Origin of the sequence: Streptomyces sp. NPDC059679 (genome assembly GCF_042734105.1) — a bacterium.
Classification (GTDB): domain Bacteria; phylum Actinomycetota; class Actinomycetes; order Streptomycetales; family Streptomycetaceae; genus Streptomyces.
Map to the genome: position 1 here is coordinate 1 of NZ_JBHWES010000071.1, position 21,753 is coordinate 21,753.

Below are 21,753 nucleotides of genomic sequence, written 5' to 3' on the forward strand. Positions count from 1 at the left end.
CGCGTGAGCCGAATGTCGCGAGACGGTCGCCGTACTGGCACCGCCCCGTCGCCGGCCGACCGGCATCGGCCGGCCTGAGCTCGAATCCGGGCCTGGCCAACGCCGCGACGTGGCCCCCGATGCGCTCTCCCAGGTGCTCAACGCACAGCGCGCGCTGGGCAGTCAATCGCGCTTCGAGATCCATGCCGCCATCCCACCACGGAGCGGGGCGGTGTCCGGGGCGTCAGCCGGTTTTGGACAGCAGATGCGGTGCGTGCGTCGCGACCGCTTCCATCAGCTGCTTCTTCGACGGGTTCACCATCGCCCGCCCCGCCACGGTCACGGTCGGCACCGTCTCGTTCCCGTCCGCGACCGAGCGGACGAACGCTGCCGCTTCGGGATCCCTCCAGATGTTCACCTTCGTATACCGCAGCCGCGTAAAGCGCAGCCGCAGGCGCAGCTTCATGCAGTACGGGCACATGGGCCGCCAGTAGACGACCACGCCGTCCTGGTCCTCGGCCACTGATCTTCCTCTCCGCCGCATCGGCCGGAAGGCCGTTGAGACGAGTGTGCCAGGCCGCCGATCTCAGGAGCGTTGCAGGGACGAGAGGCCCCACAATTCCGCGATGCGCCCGTCGCGCACGCGGAAGATCTCCAGCATGGTCGACGGCTGTTGTCCGGGCACGCCGCGCACGCTGGTGCGGACGGCGGCCTTGTCTCCCTCGACGACCATGTCCTCGACGACGACCTCGGCTTCGGGGAACGCCTCGTGGAATCGCTGCCACGCCCGTGTGACGCTCTCCTGCCCGGTGGTGTCCAGCGGGTGGCTGTAGAAGTCGGCCGTGAAGATCTCCCGCGCGGCGGCGTGGTCGTGGGCGTTGAACGCCGCATACATACGCCGGGCCGCGGCCCGTACATCATCCGTCATGGGTTCTCCGGTTCGGTCACGTTCGCGCGGATGCGCCGTAGGGCGCCCAGCACGATCTCCTGCTCCTGTGCGGTGACTCCGCCGAGCAGCCGCTCCTGGTACGCCTGGTGTGATCGCTCCAAGTCCGCGGCCATCCGCTCGCCGGCGGGCGTCAGCGCGGCCAGGGTGTAGCGGTTGTCCGCCGGATCGAGGCGGCGGCCGGCCAGCCCCTCGGCCTCCAACTCCTTGACGAGCCGGGTCACGCTCGCACCGTCGACGCCCAGCGCCTGCCGCAGGTCGCTGTGGCTGGTCTCGCCCTCGCGCCGCAGCCGGATCAGTATCTGCACTCGCTGGGCGCTCATCCCCACATGCCGGGCGAATGCCTGCCGCAGCTCCGCGCAGGCACCGCCGAGCTCCCGGAAGAACCTGTCCTCGGACGTCTCTTCACGCACGCTCTCTTTATATGCTCAACTCTTGATGAGACCAAGAGAAGCCCGGGTCCTCCGCGAAAACCAGTGGCCAGCTTGGTGCGTACCAATTAGCTTGCGCGCTCGTGACCGAAGCTTCGAAGGCCCAAGGGCTGTTCTCCCGGACGTACGCGGCCGCCACCGCCAGTTTCGCGGCGGTGATGTTCCTGACCGGGTTCGCCGCGCTCGCCGTGATGCCGACCCTGCCGACCGCGGCCCGGGACCTGGATGGGGTGTCGCTGTTTCCCGTGGTCGCGGGGTGCTTTGTGACGGCGAGTCTGCTGGGCGGGGTGCTGGGCGGTCACTGGGCGGACCGTTCGGGGGCGCGCAGGCCGTTGGCGGCGGGGGTGGGGCTCACGGTGGTCACCTTGTTGGTCTCGGGGGCCAGCGTCTCCGTCTGGCAGCTCGCGGCCGGGCGCTTCCTGGACGGGCTGGCCGCGGGGATGGTCGCGGTATCGGTCGACGCCGCCATCGGGCAGGCGTACCCGGAGCGGCTGCGGCCGCGCGCGCTGGCCCTGATGAGCTCGTGCTGGATCATCCCCTCGCTGGCGGGCCCGCCGCTGGCCGGGCTGGTGTCGGAGTGGTGGTCCTGGCGGGTGGTGTTCTTCGGGCTGGCGGCGGCGACCCTGCTGCCGGCGCTGGCGCTGGTGGTCGTGTTGCGCGGCGCTGCCCTGCCGGGGGCGGCGCCGTCGGACGGCCACCCGTCGCGCCCGCCGCTGCTGATCGCGGCGGCGGTGAGCCTGGGCGCGGCGCTGGGGCAGTACGGGGTGTCGGGCTGGGACGTGCGCCATCTGCTGTTCGTGGGCGCGGGGTTGGGGTTGCTGGTGGTGTTCGCACCGCGGCTGTTGCCCTCGGGTACGTGGAGCGCCGCGCGCGGGCTGCCGACGACGGTGTTGCTGCGCGGGTTGTCGTCGGGCACGTACTTCACGGTCGAGGCGCTGGTCCCCCTGATGCTGATCAATGAACGGCACGCGCCCGCGGTGTTGATCGGGCTGGCCTTCACGGGTGCCGCCGTGATGTGGGCGGCCGCCTCATGGGTGCAGGGGCGGCTGCTGGAGAACCGGCCCCGGCATCTGCTGGTCGCCGCCGGGGCGTTGGTGATGGCGGTGGCGGTCGGGCTCGCCGTCGTAGGGACGTTCGCCAGGGGGCCGGTGCTCATCGCCGTTTCCGCCATGCCCGTGGCGGCCGTCGGCATGGGGCTGCTGGCCCCGTCCCTGACCGTGTTGTCGCTCTCGCACAGCCCGTCCGGCCGGCTGGGCCACACCAGCAGCGCGATGCAGACCAGCCAGAACCTCGGCCAGGTCACCGTGATGGCCCTGGCCTTTGCCGCGCTCAACACCTGCGTGGCGATGGGCGCCTCCGCGACGGCCGGTTACGGGGCCGCCTTCGGGCTGCTGTTCCTGCCGCCCCTGGTGATCGCCCTGCTGGCGGGGCGTGCCCGTAGCACGGGAGGCCGGGTGGTGACCGCCCCAGCCGCGCATGCCGACGAGCTGTCGCTCACAGGCAGCGGTTCCGACTGAGCGATCCCGAGCGCTCGCCCTGCTGGCCGGTTACGGGCATGTGGTGCCCTTACCAGGGCAGCGGTTTACGGTCGTAAAACAGGCCGCCGGTCGTTGTGTCTCCTGAGGGAAGTGTGGCGAGCCAGACCGGCGTGTCAGCTCCCTGCTCCACGCTGCGCGGTGCTCTGGGCCCGCCCATGTCGGTGCGGGTCCAGCCTGGGGATGCGGCGTTGACCAGGACCCCGGTCTCGCGGAGGTCAGCCGCCAGGACACGTGTCAGGGCGCTGACTGCGGCTTTGGAGACACGGTAGGCGGGCTCCTGGCCTTCGGTCATCTCAGTGAGCGATGCGAGGTTGCTGCTCAAGTTGACCACTCGGCCATAGCCTGCCGTAACCATTTGGGGGATGACGGCGTCGGCCACACGCCATGTGCCCAGCAGGTTCGTCTCCCAGGTGTCCTGCACAATCCGGTAGTCCGCGCCGATGGCGCGCTGGGATCCATCGAGGGCGACTCCGGCGTTGTTCACCAGTACATCGATCCGACCTGACCGCTCAATGCCTTGCTGGACGGCATGGTTGATGCTCGTGGGCGAGGTGACGTCGAGTTCCAGGGGCGAAGTTGCCGACCCGAGCGCTCGGCTGACTTCCCGAGCCGCCTCGAGGTCCCGCGCGGCGACGAGAACGCGCAAGCCTCGCTGGACGAGTTGACGGGCGATTTCCGTGCCGAGGCCGCGTGCGGCGCCGGTCACCAGGGCAACACGGGCGTCGGTCATCGTTCAGGCCGCCAATCCGGCCAGCTCGGTGTCCAACGCTGCCACGTGAGGGCTTGAGGAGTATGGCTTCAGTGATGCCCGGAAGGCTTTCACTGACGCGATGCTGCGCCCCGAGTAGGACTTCTGTGCGAGCTGTGCAGCCTGGCCGACAAGGGCACACGCGTAGTCCAGCTGCCCGAATTGGAGCTGCGTGGTGGCGGATCGCACGAGGTAGATAGTGCGGTCTCGTACGTAGGATGGATCTTGGTCGGCCAGAGCGGTGGACAACAATTCTTCAGCGGTGCGGGGCTGTCGCAGGTCGACGAAGCAGGCGCCGGCCTGCGCCTCCAGTTCGGCCCGGTCGAAGTAGTAGACCCATGCCGGGTCGTCACCGCTGCTGGCGTCCGCGAGTTGCAGCATTTGTTCGGCCTGGAGCAGTGCTCGGTTGCATGCCCCAGCGTCGTCAGCTCGTGCGTGTGCACGTGCCTGACGGCTGGCGATCAGAGCTCGGACCCGTGGCGGTGCGGACTGGGCATGCTCCTGGGCGGTGTCGGCGAGGGCGACCCCATCTCGCGGTTCCCCGTACAGCGCCTGCTGGAAGGACAGCCCAGCCAAAACGTTGGCCCCCTGGGCCCGGTCGTCGGCCTGGTGGGCGGCGTGCAGCGCCCCCAGGTAATACCGCTGAGCGGCTGAATGGTGGCCGATGTCGAAAGCGACCCAGCCGGCGAGCTGTCCGAGCTCGGCCGCCACACGGTACAGGCGCCGTTCCAGGCTTTCGGAGTAGGTCGAGCAGTCGATCAGCTCGGTAACCATGCTCAGGTCCGCGCTGACCAAGCGCAATAGATTTCGGCCGCTGAGCCGGTCGTCCATCCTGCGTAGTCCGGGGATGCGTTCCTCGGCCCACGCCACGGTTTCCTCGTCCAGCCGTCCGCCTTTCAGGGCGCCGACGACTCGTTCGGGTTCGTGATTGGCCCAACCCGCCGCTGCGGCGGTCAGGGCGGTGCCACCGACGGTCAGGAATCCTCGGCGGTCGAGCAAAGCGTCCTCCACGGCGTACAGGGCCTGCAGGCATCCTTCTATGGTCCACGGGTAATCACTGGAGATGGCTTCTCCTGCGGGGAGCCATCGAGGCCATGGCAACAGCTGGACCCGCTCGTAGGGAATATCGAGCACATGGGCAAGGGCTCGCTGGGCGTCCGCCTCGGGGGTGACTCCCCGGTTTTCCCACCGCCATGCCTTTTTCCGGCAGCCGTCAGCCAGGGGTACTCCCAGCTTGCGCGCGGATGTGGCGATGACGTCGACGAGGTCTTGCTGACTCCATCCGCGCTGAATCCGTAGGTACGTCAGCGGATGCTTGGTCAAGTTGCATTCCGGGACTGCTGGTTGGGTCATACGGATCCCCTCGCTCGCTGGTATTGACTCTAGAACGACACTGGATTCGAGGCTGGTGGCTCAAATCGCCTGGTGCCCGCGTGAGCTGGGTGTTCACGTATGTGTCTATCCAGGAGCCCACAAGGAGCCCACAGCACAGAGATGCTTCGGCGCATCACGCTGTGCTCGACTAGAGACCTCCCGGAGAACGCGATGGTCGGGTCAGGACCGCGTTCCTGGGCTCCGTAGAAGTACGTCCGGTACTCACCCGGGCGAGTCAGACACCAGACCACTTGCCACATGCAAGACCCCCGCGACGCGACTTGGAGGGAGCGTCCGGGGGCGGTGGCCATCAACCCCTTGGAAGGTTGACGACATGACAAAGGCTATCGCCTGGATCTTCGAAGCGCTGCTACGGCTGGTGTTACCGCCGTCCGGCCGCCACCGCGCCACTGACACTGCCAACGGCCGTCCGACCGGGTGGCACCAGCACGCGCCCACATGCGAGTGGCAGCAGCGGCTGGAGCGCGCCGAGTATCGGCTTGCGCGGCAGCGGCGGCGGGCGCTGCGGCTGGCCGTGCACGGCGTCGATGTCGGGCCGCGCCTGATCCACGGCGTGAAGGTGGCGGCGTAGATGGATTCCCCGATGACGCACCCGCCGGAGCAGGGACAGGACGACGGACCGCAGGGACAGGGCGGGCAGCAGAAGGGCAGCGACGACCGCCCGACCCTTGAGGAACTGTGGCAGCAGTCCGCCGCCCTCGGCGAACAGATCGCCCAGCATCTGGGGCGGGGGTCGACGTGAACCACGCATCGGACAGCAGGTGCGATGCGCCAAGCCCTTGGGGAACGGACACGTTCGCCGTCAAGATGGGCATGGATACGGACGCCGCTGACCCGTACGCGGGCACCCCGTACGAAGGTTCCCCCGAAGGGTGGTGGACGCGGTACGGCGGGGCGCTGGACCTGCGCTCCGGCATCGTGTTCATCCCACCGGGGGCCGACCTGCCGCCGTGCCCGTTCCCGTGCGCCCGATGCCATGCCAAGGGGAAGCGGTGAGCGGCGGGGACTGGACCAAGGTCCTGCCCAGTCTTGCGGTCGGCATGGTGGTCTACGACCGGCGTTACGAAATGCCCGGGACGATCACCGACTTCGACGGGCCCATGGTGTGTCTCACCCGTCCTACGGGCCTCGAATGGCGGTCGCACTGTGCCTCGGTGCGCCCGGCTACCCCGTACGAATGGCGACAGCTACGGGCCATCGCCCGCCTTCACGCCCAGCGCCAACGAGGCATCGCCCCCGCATAAACGCCGCCCCTCGCGCCACCGGCGCCCGAGTTTGCGGTGAGTATCGGACGGCGACACGCCGACGTCACGGCGTGTCTCTGTCTCATACTCACCGCAAAGTCGCCGGGAGCGCTTCGCCAGATCGGTGATCAACCATGGCAGATGGACCCTGGCACGCCGAATGGGCGTTCATCAGTAGGTCCGGCGTCAGCACGGGAGCAGTCGACCGTGCGCGCTATTTCGACATCCGCACAGCCGTATTGAGGGCCGCCGACGACTCGCTGCGAGATCTGTCCCACGGAGGAGCCGCCGGGCGAGACGAGCCCTGGAAACTTCTCGTCGGAGCCCTGTACTCCGAAGCGATGCTGTCCGCCGACGAAACCAGCGCATGGCACTACGAGAGCCCGGACGGCTGGGCGAACGTCACCGTCCGTTTCACGCCGTAGCCATCGCTGTCGCAGCGTAAGGCGGGGGGAGTGAAGGAGGTTTTCGCGCATCAGCGCGGCTAGTCCGCTGAATCATGCAAGCGCGCTTGATTGTTTCTTGGCGTACTGCCACGCTCCCTTCCCGGGACGCACGACAGGGACCCCACACGACGGGAGCGCAGCGTGTCCGATACGGAGGTCGTGCTCGGCGATCTGCTGGCCGAGGGCGAGGAGTTGGACGGCCTGGTGGCCGGGCTCGCGGAGGAGGCGTGGGCCGCGCCGACGCCCGCCGCGGGCTGGACGATCGCGCATCAGATCGCCCATCTCGCCTGGACCGACGAGCGGGCGGCGCAGGCGGCCACGGACCCGGCGGGGTTCGCGGCCGAGGTGCGGAAGGCCGCCGCCTCGCCGGACACGTTCGTGGACGAGGCCGCCGAGGCCGGCGCGGCGCAGCCGCCCGCTGAGTTGCTGCGGCGGTGGCGGGAGGGGCGGGAGCGGCTGCGGCGCGTACTGGCCGGGCAGCCTGCCGGGGCGCGGCTGCCGTGGTACGGGCCGTCGATGAGCGTCGCCTCCATGGCCACTGCCCGGCTGATGGAGACCTGGGCGCACGGGCAGGACGTCGCCGACGCGCTGGGCGTACGCCGCGCGCCCACCGCCCGGCTGCGGCATGTGGCTCGGATCGGCGTACGGGCGCGGGGCTTCGCGTACGCGGTACGGGGTCTTGAGCCGCCCGCCGAGGAGTTCCGGGTCGAACTGCGCGCCCCGGACGGGGAGCTGTGGACGTACGGGCCCGAGGACGCGCCCCAGCGGGTCACCGGGCCCGCGCTGGACTTCTGCCTGTTGGTCACCCAGCGCGCGCATCGTGCGGATGTGGCGGTACGGGCGGAGGGGGCGGACGCGGACCGGTGGCTGGACATCGCCCAGGCCTTCGCCGGCCCGCCCGGCAAGGGCCGGGCCCCGGGGCGGGGCGGCCCTGGTGAGGTCAGGGCTCCGGGCGACGGGCGGCCCATCCAGGGCTCCGACCGGCCCGGCGGCTCTGCGGAGCGCGCAGCCGACGCCCCGCCCGCGGCGGCCCCGCCCTCCGGGCGAGGCGCCGCTGAGGGCGCCGGGGGCCGCGACCCGGGCCGGGCCGAGGGGCGCAACTCGGCTCCCGCCGGGGGCCGTGACCCGGGCAGGGTGGGCCCCGCCGAGGGCCGCAGCCCTGGCCACGCGGCACCCGCCGCGGGCCCCACCCGCCCCCACGGTGCCGCCGAAGCCGGGACCGGTGGCATGGCCCGGGACCTTGGCGGAAGGCTGTCCGCCGGTGGTGGCCCCGAGGCGGCACCCGAGGGCGCCGGGGGCGGCGCGTGACGCCGATGCCCGCACCCCTCCGCATCGGCAACTGCTCCGGCTTCTACGGCGACCGCTTCGACGCCATGCGCGAGATGCTGACCGACGGCCCCCTCGACGTGCTGACCGGCGACTATCTCGCCGAGCTGACCATGCTCATCCTCGGCCGGGAGCGCCAGAAGGACCCGGCGCGCGGCTACGCCACCACCTTCCTCCGCCAGCTCGACGACACCCTGCCGCTCGCCCTGGAGCGCGGCGTGCGGATCGTCAGCAACGCGGGCGGGCTCAACCCGGCCGGGCTCGCGGACGCGATACGTACCGCCGCCGACAAGCAGGGCCTGGCCACTCGCATCGCCCACGTCACCGGCGACGACCTCCGCACCACCCACGACTGGCCGCAGTACACCCTCACTGCCAACGCCTACCTCGGCGGCGCCGGAATCGCAGCCTGTATGCAAGCCGGCGCCGATGTCGTCGTAACCGGGCGGGTGACCGACGCCGCGCTGGTCACCGGGCCCGCCGCCGCGCACTTCGGGTGGCGGGCGGACGACTGGGACGCGCTCGCCGGGGCGGTGGTGGCCGGGCACATTCTGGAGTGCGGGGCCCAGGCCACCGGGGGCAATTACGCCTTCTTCCAAGAGCACGACATACGCCGCCCCGGCTTCCCGCTGGCCGAGATCCACCCCGACGGCTCCTGCGTGATCACCAAACACCCGGGCACGGGCGGCGCGGTGACCGTCGGCACCGTCACCGCCCAGCTCCTCTACGAGACGGCGGGCGCCCGCTACGCCGGGCCGGACGTCACCGCCCGGCTCGACACCGTACGGCTGACCCAGGACGGCCCGGACCGAGTCCGCGTCCACGGGGTGAAGGGCGAGCCGCCTCCGCCGTCGCTCAAGGTGGGCCTCACTCGCATCGGCGGCTGGCGCAACGAGGTCGTCTTCGTGCTCACCGGCCTCGATATCCACCCCAAGGCCGCCCTCGTACGCGACCAGATGGAGACAGCCCTGGCCAAGCGCCGCCCCGCCGAGGTGCGCTGGACCCTCGCCCGTACGGACCACCCGGACGCCGATACCGAAGAGGCCGCGAGCGCCCTGCTCCGCCTCACCGTCCGCGACCCGGATCCCGACACCATCGGCCGGGCGGTCAGCGGCGCAGCGGTCGAGCTGGCGCTGGCCGGATACCCCGGCTTCCATGTCACCGCGCCGCCCGGCAAGGGCTCCCCGTACGGCGTGTTCGAGGCCGCGTACGTGCCCGCCGCCGACGTCCCGCACACCGCCGTGCTCCCCGACGGCACCAGTACGCCCATCCCCGCACCCGTCACCGCCACCCCCCTCGCCCCCGTCCCCGAACCGCCCCTGCCGCCCCCGCTCCCGCCCGGCCGCGCCACCCGCCGTGCCCCGCTCGGCCTGGTCGCCGGGGCCCGTAGCGGGGACAAGGGCGGGGCCGCGAACGTCGGGGTCTGGGCCCGCACCGGCGACGCCTGGCGCTGGCTGGTCCACACCCTCACCACGGACCACTTCCGCGCGCTGCTCCCCGAGACCGAAGGTCTCCCCGTCACCCGCCACACCCTCCCCGCCCTGCGCGCACTCAACTTCGTCGTGGACGGCCTCCTCGGCGAGGGCGTCGCCGCCCAGGCCCGGTTCGATCCGCAGGCCAAGGCCGTCGGCGAGTGGCTGCGCTCGCGTCACCTCGACATACCGGAGGAATTGCTGTGACCGTCCTCGCCTCCGCCCTCGACCCCCACGGCGCCGACTACGCCGCCCACCGCGAGGCGATGCTCACCAAGCTCGCCGAGCTCGAGACCGAGCACGCGAAAGCCCTCGCCGGAGGCGGCGAGAAGTACGTCGCCCGCCACCGCAAGCGCGGCAAGCTCCTCGCCCGCGAGCGCATCGAGTCGCTGCTCGACCCCGACACACCCTTCCTCGAACTCTCCCCGCTCGCGGCCTGGGGCAGCGACTACCCCGTCGGCGCCTCGGTCGTCACCGGCATCGGCGTCATCGAGGGCGTCGAGTGCCTGATCAGCGCCAACGACCCGACCGTACGGGGCGGGGCCAGCAACCCCTGGACCCTCAAGAAGTCCCTGCGCGCCCACGAGATCGCCCGCGCCAACCGCCTCCCGGTCATCAGCCTCGTCGAGTCCGGGGGCGCCGATCTCCCCAGCCAGAAGGAGATCTTCATCCCGGGCGGCGCGATGTTCCGCGATCTGACCCGGCTGTCCGCCGACGGCATTCCCACCATCGCCGTCGTCTTCGGCAACTCCACGGCCGGAGGCGCGTACATCCCCGGGATGTCCGACCACGTGATCATGGTCAGGGAGCGGTCCAAGGTCTTCCTCGGCGGGCCGCCCCTGGTCAAGATGGCCACCGGCGAGGAGAGCGACGACGAATCCCTCGGCGGCGCCGAGATGCACGCCCGCACCTCCGGCCTCGCCGACTACTTCGCCCTCGACGAGCCCGACGCCATCCGCCAGGCCCGCCGCGTCGTCGCCCGCCTCAACTGGCGCAAGGCGCACCCCGACCCGGGCCCCGCCGAGCCGCCGAAACACGACGCCGACGAACTCCTGGGCATCGTCCCCGGCGACCTCAAGACCCCCTTCGACCCCCGCGAGGTCATCGCCCGTATCGTCGACGCCTCAGACTTCGACGAGTTCAAGCCGCGCTACGGCCCCAGCCTCGCCACCGGCTGGGCCACCCTCCACGGCTATCCGATCGGGATCCTCGCCAACGCCCAGGGCGTGCTGTTCTCCGCCGAGTCCCAGAAGGCCGCCCAGTTCATCCAGCTCGCCAACCAGCGGGACATCCCGCTGCTCTTCCTCCACAACACCACCGGCTACATGGTGGGCCGCGAGTACGAGCAGGGCGGGATCATCAAACACGGCGCCATGATGATCAACGCGGTCTCCAACTCCCGCGTCCCCCACCTCTCCGTCCTCATCGGCGCCTCGTACGGCGCCGGCCACTACGGCATGTGCGGCCGGGCCTACGACCCCCGCTTCCTCTTCGCCTGGCCCAGCGCCAAGTCGGCCGTCATGGGACCGCAGCAGCTGGCCGGCGTGCTGTCGATCGTCGCCCGCCAGTCCGCGGCCGCCAAGGGCCGGCCGTACGACGAGGACGCCGACGCCGCCCTCCGCGCCATGGTGGAGCAGCAGATCGAGTCCGAATCGCTGCCCCTGTTCCTCTCCGGGCGGCTGTACGACGACGGCGTCATCGACCCCCGCGACACCCGCACCGTCCTCGGCCTGTGCCTCTCCGCGATCCACACCGCCCCCGTCGAGGGTGCGCGCGGCGGCTTCGGCGTCTTCCGGATGTGAGATGTGAGGAACCCCGTGATACCCGTGATCCGATCCCTCCTCGTCGCCAACCGCGCGGAGATCGCCCGCCGTATCTTCCGCACCTGCCGCGAACTCGGCATCGCCACCGTCGCCGTACACTCCGACCCCGACGCCGCCGCGCCCCATGTACGCGAGGCCGACGCGGCCGTACGGCTCCCGGGCGCCACGCCCGCCGACACGTATCTGCGCGCCGACCTCATCGTGAAGGCCGCCCTCGCGGCCGGGGCCGACGCCGTCCACCCCGGCTACGGTTTCCTCTCCGAGAACGCCGACTTCGCGCGCGCCGTCATCGACGCGGGCCTGCGGTGGATCGGGCCGCCGCCCGAGGCGATCGAGGCCATGGCCTCCAAGACCCGCGCCAAGGACCTCATGCGCGCCGCCGGCGTCCCGCTCCTCGCCCCCGTCGACCCCGGCCAGGCCACGCCCGACGACCTGCCCCTCCTCGTCAAGGCGGCGGCGGGCGGCGGCGGGCGCGGGATGCGCGTGGTCCACGACCTGGCGGCCCTCCCGGCCGAGCTGACCTCCGCCCGCGCGGAGGCGCTGTCCGCCTTCGGCGACGCGGAGGTGTTCCTGGAGCCGTATGTCGAGGGCGCCCGCCATGTCGAGGTGCAGATCCTCGCCGACGCACACGGCGCGGTCCGGTCGCTGGGCACCCGCGACTGCTCCCTCCAGCGCCGCCACCAGAAGGTCATCGAGGAGGCCCCGGCCCCCGGGCTGACCGACGAGCTGCGCCACGCCCTCGACGAGGCGGCGGTCGGCGCGGCGCGCGCGATCGGGTACCGGGGGGCGGGGACGGTGGAGTTCCTGGTGGGGCGGGACGGGCGGCCGTACTTCCTGGAGATGAACACCCGGCTCCAGGTGGAGCACCCGGTGACGGAGTGCGTGTACGGGGTCGACCTGGTCGCGCTGCAACTACGCGTCGCCGAAGGCGAACCCCTGCCCGCCCAGCCGCCCCGGCCCAGCGGCCACGCGGTGGAGGCCCGCCTGTACGCGGAGGACCCGGCGGCGGGTTGGCGCCCGGGGACGGGCACGATGCACCGGCTGGCCGTGGCGGAGGGCCCGGGCCTGCGCATCGACTCGGGGCTCGCCGACGGCGACGACATCACCGTCCACTACGACCCGATGCTCGCCAAGGTCATCGCCTGGGCCCCCACCCGGGCCGAGGCCGTACGCCGCCTCGTGCACGCCCTGGAGCGCGCCCGGCTGCACGGGCCGGTCACCAACCGGGATCTGCTCGTACGCGCCCTGCGCCACACCGAGTTCCAGGACGCCCGTATGGACACGGGCTTCCTCGAACGGCACCTCAAGGAGCTGACCACTGCCACCGACGGGACGACGGCTCCCCTCGCCGCCCTGGCCGCCGCCCTGGCCGACGCGGCACAACGGCCCGCGACCGTGGCCGGGCGGCTCGGCGGGTGGCGCAACGTACCGTCGCAGCCGCAGCTCAAGACCTACCGCTCGGAGCCCGACGGCACCGAACACGAGGTCCGCTACCGCTTGACCCGCGACGGCCTCATAGCCGACGACCATCCGAACACCCGGCTCATCGAGACCGGTCCCCAGCACGTGGTGCTGGAAGTGAACGGCGTAAGGCGCCCGTTCGACGTCGCCGCGTACGGCACACAGGTATGTGTCGACTCACCCCTCGGCGCCCACGCCTTCACCGCCCTGCCCCGCTTCCCCGACCCCACGGCCCGTACCGAACCGGGCTCGCTGCTGGCCCCCATGCCGGGCACGGTCGTGCGCCTCGCCGAGGTGGCGGTCGGCGACCGGGTCGAGGCGGGGCAGCCGATTCTGTGGCTGGAGGCCATGAAGATGGAACACCGGGTCACGGCGCCCGCCGCCGGTGTGCTCTCCGCGCTGCATGCCACCCCGGGCCGGCAGGTCGAGGTCGGGGCGGTATTGGCGCTGGTGGTGGCGGAGGGGGATGAGCCGCCGCCCCGTACACCGCACCGCAACCAGTAGCCCGCCCCCGGGAGGAGCCGCACATGACCCACGACCCGAGCACCAGCCCCCTGATAGACGGCCCCGAACGCACCGCCCTCCGCTCCGCCGTAGCAGCCTTCGCCAAGCGCTACGGCAGCGACGAAAACACAGCCGAGCTGTGGGCCGAGGCCGGCAAGCTCGGCTATCTCGGCGTGAACCTGCCCGAGGAGTACGGCGGCGGAGGCGGCGGCATCGCCGAGCTGTCCGTAGTCCTGGAGGAGTTGGGCGCGGCCGGCTGCCCGCTGCTGATGCTCATCGTCTCGCCCGCGATCTGCGGCACGGTGATCGCCCGCTTCGGTACGGAGGAGCAGAAGCGCGCCTGGCTGCCGGGTCTGGCGAACGGCAGCAAGACGATGGCGTTCGGCATCACGGAGCCCGACGCCGGATCCAACTCGCACCGCATCACGACCACGGCCCGCCGCGCCCCCGACGGCGGTTGGCTGCTGACCGGCCGGAAGGTGTTCATCTCGGGCGTGGACATCTCGGACGCGACGCTGATCGTGGGCCGTACCGAGGACGCGCGCACGGGCAGGCTCAAACCGTGTCTGTTCATCGTGGAGCGCGGGGCACCCGGCTTCTCGTACCGGCACATCCCGATGGAGCTCGCGGCGGCGGAGAAGCAGTTCGAGGTGGTGCTCGACGATGTGCCGCTGCCCGCCGAGGCGCTGGTGGGGGACGAGGACGCGGGGCTGCTGCAGCTGTTCGCGGGGCTCAACCCGGAGCGGATCATGACGGCGGCGTTCGCGCTGGGCATGGGCCGGTACGCGCTGGCGAAGGCCGTGGAGTACGCGCGCGTACGCCAGGTGTGGAAGGAGCCGATCGGCGCGCACCAGGCCGTGGCGCATCCGCTCGCGCAGGCCCATATCGAAGTGGAGCTCGCGCGGTTGATGATGGCCAAGGCGGCCCACCTCTACGACGCGGGCGACGACGCGGGCGCGGGGGAGGCGGCGAACATGGCGAAGTACGCGGCGGGGGAGGCGGCGGTGAAGGCGGTGGACCAGGCGGTGCACACGCTGGGCGGGAACGGCCTGACGGTGGAGTACGGGCTGGCGAAGCTGGTCACGGCCGCACGGGTGGCGCGGATCGCGCCGGTCAGCCGGGAGATGATCCTCAACTTCGTCTCGCACCAGACGCTCGGGCTGCCCAAGTCGTACTGACGTATTGACGCTGACGGACCAGCATTTACGGAGGGACCCGCGATGGCGTGGCGCAGTGAGTACCCGGATGTCCCGCTCTTGGACCTGCCCATCCACGACGCCGTACTGGCACGGGCGAGCACCGAGTTCGGCGAGTTGCCCGCGCTGGTCGACGGGGTGGGCGGCACGGCGCTGAGCTACGCGGAGCTGGACCGCGCCACGCGGCGGCTCGCGGCGGCGTTCGCGGAGGCAGGGGTGCGCCAGGGGGATGTGGTGGCGCTGCACAGCCCCAACTCGGTGCTGTACCCGGTGGTGCTCTACGCCGTGACGCGCGCGGGCGCGGCGGTGACCACGGTGCATCCGCTGGCGACGGCCGACGAGTTCGCGGCGCAGCTGCGCGATGCCAAGGCGGAGTGGATCGTCACCACCTCGGCGCTGCTGGGCGTGGCCCGGCGCGCCGGGGAGCGGGCGGGCGGGGTGCGCGAGGTGTTCGTCTGCGACGCGGCGCCGGGGCACAGGTCGATCGGGGACATGCTGGAGTGCACGGCGCCCGAGCCGGTGGTGGAGATCGACCCGGGCGAGGACGTCGCGGTGCTGCCGTACTCGTCGGGGACGACGGGCACCCCCAAGGGCGTGATGCTGACGCATCGCAACCTGGCCACGAATCTGGCGCAGCTGCATCCGGTGGTGCCGACGGGGCCCGGGGATCGGATCCTGGCGGTGCTGCCGTTCTTCCACATCTACGGTTTGACGGCGCTGGTGAACGCGCCGCTGCGGGAGAGCGCGACGGTGATCGTGCTGCCGCGCTTCGAAGTGGAGAAGTTTCTCGCGGCGATCCAGGAGCACCGGGCGACCGCGCTGTACGTGGCGCCGCCGATCGTGCTGGCCCTCGCCAAACACCCGGCGGTCGCCGGATACGACCTGTCGTCGTTGCGGTATGTGATGAGCGCGGCGGCGCCGCTGGACGCCGAGCTGGCCCAGGCGTGCGCGCGTCGGCTGGGGATCCCGCTGCTGCTGCAGGCGTTCGGGATGACGGAGCTGTCGCCGGGCTGCCATATGGTGCCGCGCCATGCGCGGGACGTACCGCCGGGCACGGTCGGCAAGCTGCTGCCGAGCACCGAGATGCGCATCGTGGAGACGGCGGGGGAGCGGCGGGACCTGGGGGTCGGGGAGGACGGCGAGATCCTGATCCGGGGGCCGCAGGTGATGAAGGGGTATCTGGGCCGGGCGGCGGAGTCGGAGGCGATGGTCGACGCGGAGGGCTGGCTGCGCACGGGCGACGTCGGGCATGTGGACGCCGACGGCTGGCTGTATGTGGTGGACCGGGTCAAGGAACTGATCAAGTACAAGGGGTACCAGGTCGCCCCCGCCGAGCTGGAGGCCGTGCTGCTCGCCCATGAGGCGATCGTGGACGCGGCGGTGGTCGGGGTCCACGACGCGGACGGCAACGAGATCCCCAAGGCGTATGTGGTGCTCGGGCCCGGGGCCGAGCTGTCGGGGGACGAAGTGATCGATTACGTTGCCGGGCGGGTGGCCCCGTACAAGAAGGTGCGCCGTGTGGAGTTCACGGACGTCGTGCCGCGCTCGGCCACCGGCAAGATCCTCAGGCGTGAGCTGCGCGCCAGGGAAGGGAGCACGACGGCCTCATGACGGATGCGCCACCACCTCTCGTACGGCACGCGTACGCACGCGGCATCACCACGCTGACCCTCGATTCGCCGCACAACCGCAACGCGCTCTCCACGCGGCTGGTCGCCGAGCTGAGCGAGGCGCTGGCGGCGGCCGGGCGGGACGCGGGCACGCGGGCGGTGCTGCTGACCCACACCGGCACCACGTTCTGCGCGGGCGCGGATCTGAGCGAGCCGCCCACGCGGTCGGCGGCGCTGAACCTGGTCGCGCTGTTGCGGTCGATCGTGGAGCTGCCGAAGCCGGTGGTGGCCCGGGTGACCGGGCATGTCAGGGCGGGCGGTCTGGGGCTGCTGGGCGCGTGCGACATCGCGGCGGCGGGCGGGGGCGCGAGCTTCGCCTTCACCGAGGCCCGGCTGGGGCTCGCGCCCGCGATGATCTCCATACCGCTGCTGCCCCGGCTGGACCCGCGCGCGGCGGCCCGCTACTACCTGACGGGGGAGCGGTTCGACGCGGCCGAGGCGGCGCGGATCGGCCTGCTCACGCTGGGGGACGGGGCGGCAGACCCGGCGGGAGATGTCGACGAGTTGCTGGCGCCGGTCCTCGACGGGCTGCGGCGCGGCTCCCCGCAGGGGCTCGCCGAGTCCAAGCGGCTGGTCACGGCGGAGGTGCTGGCGGCCTTCGCCCGGGAGACGGACCGGCTGGCGGAGCGGTCCGCGGCGCTGTTCGCCTCGGCCGAGGCCCGCGAGGGCATGACGGCCTTCCTGGAGCGACGGGATCCGGCGTGGGTGTCGGACCTGGCGGAGGGTGACCCGGCGGGGAAAGAACCGGCGGCGGGCGACCCGGCGAGGCAAGACCCGGCGGGGCAAGGCGCGCCCGGCGGCGGGGAGGCGCGGTGACCCCGGCGCGTACCCCACCGAGTACCCCGCCGCGTACCGCGCTGCGCGACCCCAAGCAGGACCGCAGCCGCGCCACCCGCCGGCGGCTGCTGGAGGCCGCCGTGGCCTGCCTGGCCGAGCACGGCTGGACCCGGTCCACGGTGGCGGTGGTGGCCGAGCGGGCCGGGGTGTCGCGGGGCGCGGCCCAGCACCACTTCCCGACCCGCGAGGACCTGTTCACGGCCGCCGTTGAGCACGTCGCCACCGAGCGCTCGGCCGCCGTGCGCGCGCTGCTCTCCCAGGAGCGCCCGGCCCGGGCCGCGGATGTGGTCGAGGTCCTGGTCGATCTGTACACCGGCCCGCTGTTCCGGGCCGCGCTCCAGCTGTGGGTGGTGGCCTCGTACGAGGAACAGCTCGGCGCGCGCGTGGCCGCCCTGGAGACGCGGATCGGCCGGGAGACCCACCGGATGGCGGTGGAGCTCCTGGGCGCCGACGAGAGCGTGCCGGGCGTACGGGAGTCCGTTCAGGGCTTCCTGGACATGGCCCGCGGCCTCGGGCTCGCCAACCTCCTCACCGACGACCGCGCCCGCCGCGACCGGGTGGTGGCGCAGTGGGCGCGGATCCTCGACGGCGCGCTGCGCGCTCCGAACTAGCGGGAGGTGCTAGCGGGAGGCGCTAGCGGGTGGTGTTCCCGAAGCCCTCGATGTCGTGCGGGCTGCGCGGGCCGGGGCCGGTGTAGCGGGCGGAGGGGCGTACGAGGCGGCCGGTGCGCTTCTGCTCCAGGATGTGCGCGCTCCACCCGGCGGTGCGGGCGCAGGTGAACATGGAGGTGAACATGTGCGCCGGGACCTCCGCGAAGTCCAGGACGATGGCTGCCCAGAACTCGACGTTGGTGGCCAGCACCCGGTCCGGCCGCCGGTTGTGCAGCTCGTCCAGGGCCGCCCGCTCCAGCGCCTCGGCGACCTCGAAGCGCGGTGCGCCCAGGTCCCGGGCGGTGCGCCGCAGCACACGGGCGCGCGGGTCCTCGGCGCGGTAGACGCGGTGCCCGAAGCCCATCAGCCGCTCGCCGCGGTCCAGGGCCTGCTTGACGTACGCGGTGGCGTCGCCGGTGCGCTCGATCTCCTCGATCATGTGCAGCACGCGGGAGGGCGCGCCGCCGTGCAGCGGGCCCGACATGGCGCCGACCGCCCCGGAGAGCGCGGCGGCGACATCGGCGCCGGTGGAGGCGATGACGCGGGCGGTGAAGGTCGAGGCGTTCATGCCGTGCTCGGCGGCCGAGGTCCAGTACGCGTCGACGGCGGCGATGTGCTTGGGGTCGGGTTCGCCGCGCCAGCGCCGCATGAAGCGCTCCACGACGGTCTCCGCCTTGTCGATCTCCCGCTGCGGGACCATCGGCAGGCCCTGGCCGCGAGCCGACTGGGCGACGTACGACAGCGCCATCACGGCCGCGCGCGCCAGGTCCTCGCGGGCCTGCGCCTCGTCGATGTCCAGCAGCGGTTTGAGGCCCCAGACGGGCGCGAGCATGGCCAGCGCGGACTGCACATCGACGCGGATGTCGCCGGAGTGGACCGGGATGGGGAACGGCTCGGCCGCGGGCAGACCGGGGTTGAACGCGCCGTCGACCAGCAGCCCCCACACGTTCCCGAAGGAGACATGGCCCACCAGGTCCTCGATGTCCACGCCTCGATAGCGGAGCGCGCCGCCCGCCCTGTCGGGTTCGGCGATCTCCGTCTCGAACGCGATGACTCCTTCTAGTCCGGGTACGAAGTCGGACATCAGGCGGCTCCTCGTGCGCGGCTCGCGGTCCGTACCGGTCACCCTGGTGATGCCCCGTGCGGACGAGTGTCATCCGGCCGCGCCGGGCACGCGACCGTACGGCCTGCGCGATGGGCGATGGTCTGCCACAGTCTGGTCTCTGAGGTACCCCCGGGGAAGCGTGAGAAGCGGCACACGTCCCGTCACCCGCGGAAAGGGTTACCGGGCGACCGGAAGGGGGAGGGGATTCGCCCGTACGGGGCAGTACTTGAGGCGCGGCGTTGATGTTGCAAGATATGCGCGTGCCTCACGTTGACCCGCAATTCTCGGCGCGTCCGGCCGCGCGCACCTACGACCCGGCCGCCATGCGCGAGCACTACCGCGCGGAGGGGATCGCCGAGCGCGAGCTCGCGGCCGATCCGTACGAGCAGTTCACGCGGTGGTTCGAGCAGGCCGTGGCGAGTGGTCTGTTCGAGCCCAACGCCATGGTGGTCTCGACGGCGGACGCCGCCGGGCGGCCCAGCTCCCGCACGGTGCTGATGAAGAGCTTCGACACGCGCGGATTCGTCTTCTACACGAACTACAACTCGCGCAAGGGCCGTGAGCTCACCGAGAACCCGTATGTCTCGCTGCTCTTCCCCTGGCACCCGATCGCCCGCCAGGTCATCATCACCGGCACGGCCCGGCGGACCGGCCGGGACGAGACGGCGGCGTACTTCAGGACCCGGCCGCACGGATCGCAGCTGGGGGCGTGGGCGAGCGCGCAGTCCTCGGTGGTGGGCTCGCGGGAGGAGCTGGACCGGGGGTACGGCGAGCTGGCGGACCGCTATCCGCCGGGGGAGCAGGTGCCGGTGCCGCCGGAGTGGGGCGGCTTCCGGGTGGTGCCCGAGGCGGTGGAGTTCTGGCAGGGCCGGGAGAACCGGCTGCACGACCGGCTGCGGTACGTCCCGGGCCCGGGCGGCGAGGGCTGGCGGGTGGAGCGCCTGAGCCCGTAGCGGGCGGATGGGGGCGGGGGCCCGTGGCGCGACAGAACGTGGCAGAAGCAGGCCGAGAAACGGGGGGAAAACGGGGAAAACGGGGAAAAAAACGCAGACGACCCGTGGGTCTTTCCCCTGCGCCGCGAGGCGCGAGGGGGCCGGTCGGACGTACCGGCGACCCACGGGTCGGGTGACTGCTTGGGATTGGCCGGCTGCGCACTTCTCTCGTGCGCCTGTCCGGCGAATGCGCTGAGCGCGACGACGGACGCTAGCCCGCAGTCACCTCACGCGTCCGGATTTGATACATCTGCCGAACCACCTCCCTTCTCGTGTGCTCCACACCCTAAGAACCGGTCCGCCACACCACAAGTGGATTTCCGGGACGCAACGATTTAGCGGAATCCGGTGTGGCGCGTGTCACGTTCGAGTTGAATGTCACGGCGTGCACCACTGCACGCGGCCGTGGCTGCCAGGTCAACCAGGGGGTGTCCGGTGAGCGCTTCGCGACGTTCCGAGCCCGCACAGCCGGCTCGTGCCGTGCCATCCGCTCCGACGCAGCCGCGAGCCGGCGAGGCCGGGACGCCGGGGCCCGCGGCCGACTCGGAGGACGATTCGGGGCTGCTCGCCGCGCTGCTCGACGGCATGGACGCGGCCCTGTGCGCCTTCGACGCCGAGGGCACCGTCACCCACTGGAACCGCGAGGCCGAGCGCATCCTCGGCTGGTCTGCGCGGGAGGCCGTCGGCCGCAAGGGGCTCGCGGGGTGGGCGGTGCGCGCGGCGGACGCGCGCGAGGTGGAGGCGCGGCTGATGGCCGCGATGGACGCCCAGGGGCGCCAGGTGCACGAATTCGCGCTGCTGACCAAGGACGGCGGCCGGGTCCTGGTGCGCACCCAGTCCTCGGCGGTGCCGCGGGCGGACGGCCGGCCGGGCGGGGTGTACTGCGCGTTCAGCGAGGTGCATACGCAGATCGACCTGGAGCGTTCGATAGCGCTCAGCGAGGCCCTGCTCGACGACGCCTCGTGGAACGTGGTCCTGGTCGACGCCGATCTGCGCCCCGCGATCGTCAACAAGAACGCGGCGCGCGCGCTGCGCACGGGCCGTACGGCGGCGCTGGGGCGCCCGCTGGGAGAACTGCTCGACCAGGGCCTTGAGGAGTTGGAGAGCGCGCTCCAGCACGTCCTGGCGGAGGGCGCGCCCCCGGCGCCCACGGAGCTGTGGGTGAGCCTGCGGGAAGCCGGTGAGGGCTTCAGAGGTTTACGGAGCGGCGCGGCCAAAGACGGAGCGGGCGGCGGGGCCGGTGACGGCGCCGCCGCGCGGCGCTGCTGGCGCAGCGGTTTTCTGCGGCTGGCCTCGCCGCTGGCGGAGGAGCCGGTGCCGCTCGGCGTGGCGTGGATCTTCCAGGACGTGACGGAGCTCAAGCGCCACGAGATGGACGGCTCGCGGCTGCGCTTCCGCGGCAATCAGCTGCACCGGGCGGCGCGCGCGGCGGCCGAATGCGAGGACCCGGCCGAGGCGGCCACCGTCCACCTGGACTTCGCGCTCGCGGGCTTCGCCGACCACGCCCTGATCGACCTGGTCCTGGAGGCCCCGCCGGGTGGCCGGCCCGGCGGCCCCGGCTCTGACCGGGGCGGCCCTGACCGGGTCCGGCTGGTGCGGGCGGCGGCGACGCCGAGCGGCGCCCCGGGGCCCTGCCCGGCGATCGTCGCGGGAGGCATTCCGCTGGCCTATACGGAGAGCCATCCGGCGATCCAGGCGGCCGAGCGCTGCGGGTCGGTGCGGGTCAGCGCGAGCCGTGCGGAGGAGGCGGCCGCCACCGGGTGGGCGGCGGCCCGCAAGTGGCCCGACGGCACGGTCCACGGCCTGTGCACGGCGCTCCGCAGCCGCGGCCGCACCCTCGGCGTGGTCACCTTTCTGCGCGCCTCGGGCCGCCGCCCCTTCGACCGTGGGGACGCCGTGTACGCGGAGGACGTCGCCGCCCGCGTCGCGGCCGCCCTGGACCTCGCACAACAGCTGGGGTAGCTCGGTCGTGCTCGGGGTCCCTGCGGCA

General features: G+C 72.2%; 21 protein-coding genes and 2 pseudogenes. 16 read left to right on the forward strand and 7 right to left on the reverse strand.

The window, feature by feature from the left end; genetic code table 11:
- The 4 genes and pseudogenes from ACFV2X_RS45195 to ACFV2X_RS45210 form a co-directional block, all read right to left on the reverse strand.
- A pseudogene (locus tag ACFV2X_RS45195) lies at positions 1-184 on the reverse strand (hypothetical protein); the annotation flags it as partial.
- A 39-nt stretch (positions 185-223) separates the two neighbouring features.
- Entirely contained in the window at positions 224-523 is a 300-nt protein-coding gene (locus tag ACFV2X_RS45200; RefSeq protein ID WP_385627731.1) for a glutaredoxin domain-containing protein, read from the reverse strand.
- A gap of 42 nt (positions 524-565) precedes the next feature.
- Complete coding sequence (locus ACFV2X_RS45205) at positions 566-907, reverse strand: nuclear transport factor 2 family protein (protein WP_385627734.1); 342 nt, start codon at positions 905-907, stop codon at positions 566-568.
- A complete protein-coding gene (locus ACFV2X_RS45210; protein ID WP_385627737.1) occupies positions 904-1,338 on the reverse strand; it encodes a MarR family winged helix-turn-helix transcriptional regulator in 435 nt (144 codons plus the stop codon). The genes ACFV2X_RS45205 and ACFV2X_RS45210 overlap by 4 nt, the downstream gene beginning before the upstream one ends.
- A gap of 101 nt (positions 1,339-1,439) precedes the next feature.
- Between ACFV2X_RS45210 and ACFV2X_RS45215 the strand changes: the two genes are divergently transcribed.
- Complete coding sequence (locus ACFV2X_RS45215) at positions 1,440-2,873, forward strand: MFS transporter (RefSeq protein ID WP_385627740.1); 1,434 nt, start codon at positions 1,440-1,442, stop codon at positions 2,871-2,873.
- 49 nt (positions 2,874-2,922) lie between these two features.
- Here ACFV2X_RS45215 and ACFV2X_RS45220 read toward each other — a convergent pair whose 3' ends face one another.
- Together ACFV2X_RS45220 and ACFV2X_RS45225 are read right to left on the reverse strand one after the other, a co-directional pair.
- The gene (locus tag ACFV2X_RS45220; protein WP_385627742.1) at positions 2,923-3,624 is read right to left on the reverse strand and encodes an SDR family oxidoreductase; all 702 of its coding nucleotides are present in this window, start codon (positions 3,622-3,624) and stop codon (positions 2,923-2,925) included.
- A 3-nt stretch (positions 3,625-3,627) separates the two neighbouring features.
- Complete coding sequence (locus ACFV2X_RS45225) at positions 3,628-4,965, reverse strand: hypothetical protein (RefSeq protein ID WP_385627744.1); 1,338 nt, start codon at positions 4,963-4,965, stop codon at positions 3,628-3,630.
- A 385-nt stretch (positions 4,966-5,350) separates the two neighbouring features.
- Here ACFV2X_RS45225 and ACFV2X_RS45230 point away from each other — a divergent pair, with 385 nt between their 5' ends.
- The 13 genes and pseudogenes from ACFV2X_RS45230 (at position 5,351) to ACFV2X_RS45290 (ending at position 17,627) form a co-directional block, all read left to right on the forward strand.
- Entirely contained in the window at positions 5,351-5,608 is a 258-nt protein-coding gene (locus ACFV2X_RS45230) for a hypothetical protein (RefSeq protein WP_385627746.1), read from the forward strand.
- Positions 5,609-5,620: 12 nt separating this feature from the next.
- On the forward strand, positions 5,621-5,779 hold the full coding sequence (locus tag ACFV2X_RS45235; protein WP_353588541.1) for a hypothetical protein: 159 nt from the start codon (positions 5,621-5,623) through the stop codon (positions 5,777-5,779).
- Between the two features lie 71 nt (positions 5,780-5,850).
- Complete coding sequence (locus tag ACFV2X_RS45240) at positions 5,851-6,033, forward strand: hypothetical protein (protein ID WP_385627748.1); 183 nt, start codon at positions 5,851-5,853, stop codon at positions 6,031-6,033.
- Positions 6,030-6,281 (forward strand): hypothetical protein, encoded by a 252-nt coding sequence (locus ACFV2X_RS45245; RefSeq protein ID WP_385627749.1) that lies wholly within the window; start codon positions 6,030-6,032, stop codon positions 6,279-6,281. Before ACFV2X_RS45240 ends, ACFV2X_RS45245 begins: the two co-directional genes overlap by 4 nt.
- Before the next feature lie 134 nt (positions 6,282-6,415).
- The gene (locus ACFV2X_RS45250) at positions 6,416-6,706 is read left to right on the forward strand and encodes a hypothetical protein (RefSeq protein ID WP_353588539.1); all 291 of its coding nucleotides are present in this window, start codon (positions 6,416-6,418) and stop codon (positions 6,704-6,706) included.
- A gap of 162 nt (positions 6,707-6,868) precedes the next feature.
- Positions 6,869-7,654: pseudogene (locus ACFV2X_RS45255) on the forward strand (TIGR03084 family metal-binding protein); the annotation flags it as partial.
- Between the two features lie 386 nt (positions 7,655-8,040).
- On the forward strand, positions 8,041-9,732 hold the full coding sequence (locus ACFV2X_RS45260; RefSeq protein ID WP_385627751.1) for an acyclic terpene utilization AtuA family protein: 1,692 nt from the start codon (positions 8,041-8,043) through the stop codon (positions 9,730-9,732).
- The gene (locus tag ACFV2X_RS45265; protein WP_385627754.1) at positions 9,729-11,327 is read left to right on the forward strand and encodes an acyl-CoA carboxylase subunit beta; all 1,599 of its coding nucleotides are present in this window, start codon (positions 9,729-9,731) and stop codon (positions 11,325-11,327) included. The genes ACFV2X_RS45260 and ACFV2X_RS45265 overlap by 4 nt, the downstream gene beginning before the upstream one ends.
- Positions 11,328-11,351: 24 nt before the next feature.
- Complete coding sequence (locus ACFV2X_RS45270) at positions 11,352-13,313, forward strand: acetyl/propionyl/methylcrotonyl-CoA carboxylase subunit alpha (RefSeq protein WP_385627757.1); 1,962 nt, start codon at positions 11,352-11,354, stop codon at positions 13,311-13,313.
- A gap of 23 nt (positions 13,314-13,336) precedes the next feature.
- Positions 13,337-14,491 (forward strand): acyl-CoA dehydrogenase family protein, encoded by a 1,155-nt coding sequence (locus tag ACFV2X_RS45275; protein ID WP_385627759.1) that lies wholly within the window; start codon positions 13,337-13,339, stop codon positions 14,489-14,491.
- A 42-nt stretch (positions 14,492-14,533) separates the two neighbouring features.
- Positions 14,534-16,120 (forward strand): 4-coumarate--CoA ligase family protein, encoded by a 1,587-nt coding sequence (locus ACFV2X_RS45280; RefSeq protein WP_385627760.1) that lies wholly within the window; start codon positions 14,534-14,536, stop codon positions 16,118-16,120.
- On the forward strand, positions 16,117-16,995 hold the full coding sequence (locus ACFV2X_RS45285; protein WP_385627762.1) for an enoyl-CoA hydratase family protein: 879 nt from the start codon (positions 16,117-16,119) through the stop codon (positions 16,993-16,995). Before ACFV2X_RS45280 ends, ACFV2X_RS45285 begins: the two co-directional genes overlap by 4 nt.
- On the forward strand, positions 16,992-17,627 hold the full coding sequence (locus ACFV2X_RS45290) for a TetR/AcrR family transcriptional regulator (RefSeq protein ID WP_385627765.1): 636 nt from the start codon (positions 16,992-16,994) through the stop codon (positions 17,625-17,627). The genes ACFV2X_RS45285 and ACFV2X_RS45290 overlap by 4 nt, the downstream gene beginning before the upstream one ends.
- 22 nt (positions 17,628-17,649) lie before the next feature.
- Here the strand turns inward: ACFV2X_RS45290 and ACFV2X_RS45295 are convergent, their stop codons facing one another.
- Positions 17,650-18,750, reverse strand: a complete 1,101-nt coding sequence (locus ACFV2X_RS45295; RefSeq protein WP_385627768.1) for a citrate synthase 2 — start codon at positions 18,748-18,750, stop codon at positions 17,650-17,652.
- Positions 18,751-19,025: 275 nt separating this feature from the next.
- On the opposite strand from ACFV2X_RS45295, the gene pdxH reads away from it, so the two are divergent.
- Positions 19,026-19,724 (forward strand): pyridoxamine 5'-phosphate oxidase, encoded by a 699-nt coding sequence (pdxH, locus tag ACFV2X_RS45300; protein ID WP_385627770.1) that lies wholly within the window; start codon positions 19,026-19,028, stop codon positions 19,722-19,724.
- Between the two features lie 414 nt (positions 19,725-20,138).
- Positions 20,139-21,725, forward strand: a complete 1,587-nt coding sequence (locus ACFV2X_RS45305) for a PAS domain-containing protein (RefSeq protein WP_385627772.1) — start codon at positions 20,139-20,141, stop codon at positions 21,723-21,725.
- Positions 21,726-21,753 lie beyond the last annotated feature (28 nt).

Bases quoted from the DNA above. Each gene is read 5' to 3' on its own strand.
- ACFV2X_RS45200 (WP_385627731.1), bottom strand. From the start codon at position 523: ATGCGGCGGAGAGGAAGATCAGTGGCCGAGGACCAGGACGGCGTGGTC.
- ACFV2X_RS45205 (WP_385627734.1), bottom strand. From the start codon at position 907: ATGACGGATGATGTACGGGCCGCGGCCCGGCGTATGTATGCGGCGTTC.
- ACFV2X_RS45220 (WP_385627742.1), bottom strand. From the start codon at position 3,624: ATGACCGACGCCCGTGTTGCCCTGGTGACCGGCGCCGCACGCGGCCTC.
- ACFV2X_RS45230 (WP_385627746.1), top strand. From the start codon at position 5,351: ATGACAAAGGCTATCGCCTGGATCTTCGAAGCGCTGCTACGGCTGGTG.
- ACFV2X_RS45235 (WP_353588541.1), top strand. From the start codon at position 5,621: ATGACGCACCCGCCGGAGCAGGGACAGGACGACGGACCGCAGGGACAG.
- ACFV2X_RS45240 (WP_385627748.1), top strand. From the start codon at position 5,851: ATGGATACGGACGCCGCTGACCCGTACGCGGGCACCCCGTACGAAGGT.
- ACFV2X_RS45250 (WP_353588539.1), top strand. From the start codon at position 6,416: ATGGCAGATGGACCCTGGCACGCCGAATGGGCGTTCATCAGTAGGTCC.
- ACFV2X_RS45260 (WP_385627751.1), top strand. From the start codon at position 8,041: ATGCCCGCACCCCTCCGCATCGGCAACTGCTCCGGCTTCTACGGCGAC.
- ACFV2X_RS45275 (WP_385627759.1), top strand. From the start codon at position 13,337: ATGACCCACGACCCGAGCACCAGCCCCCTGATAGACGGCCCCGAACGC.
- ACFV2X_RS45280 (WP_385627760.1), top strand. From the start codon at position 14,534: ATGGCGTGGCGCAGTGAGTACCCGGATGTCCCGCTCTTGGACCTGCCC.
- ACFV2X_RS45285 (WP_385627762.1), top strand. From the start codon at position 16,117: ATGACGGATGCGCCACCACCTCTCGTACGGCACGCGTACGCACGCGGC.
- ACFV2X_RS45295 (WP_385627768.1), bottom strand. From the start codon at position 18,750: ATGTCCGACTTCGTACCCGGACTAGAAGGAGTCATCGCGTTCGAGACG.
- pdxH (WP_385627770.1), top strand. From the start codon at position 19,026: ATGCGCGTGCCTCACGTTGACCCGCAATTCTCGGCGCGTCCGGCCGCG.
- ACFV2X_RS45305 (WP_385627772.1), top strand. From the start codon at position 20,139: ATGTCACGGCGTGCACCACTGCACGCGGCCGTGGCTGCCAGGTCAACC.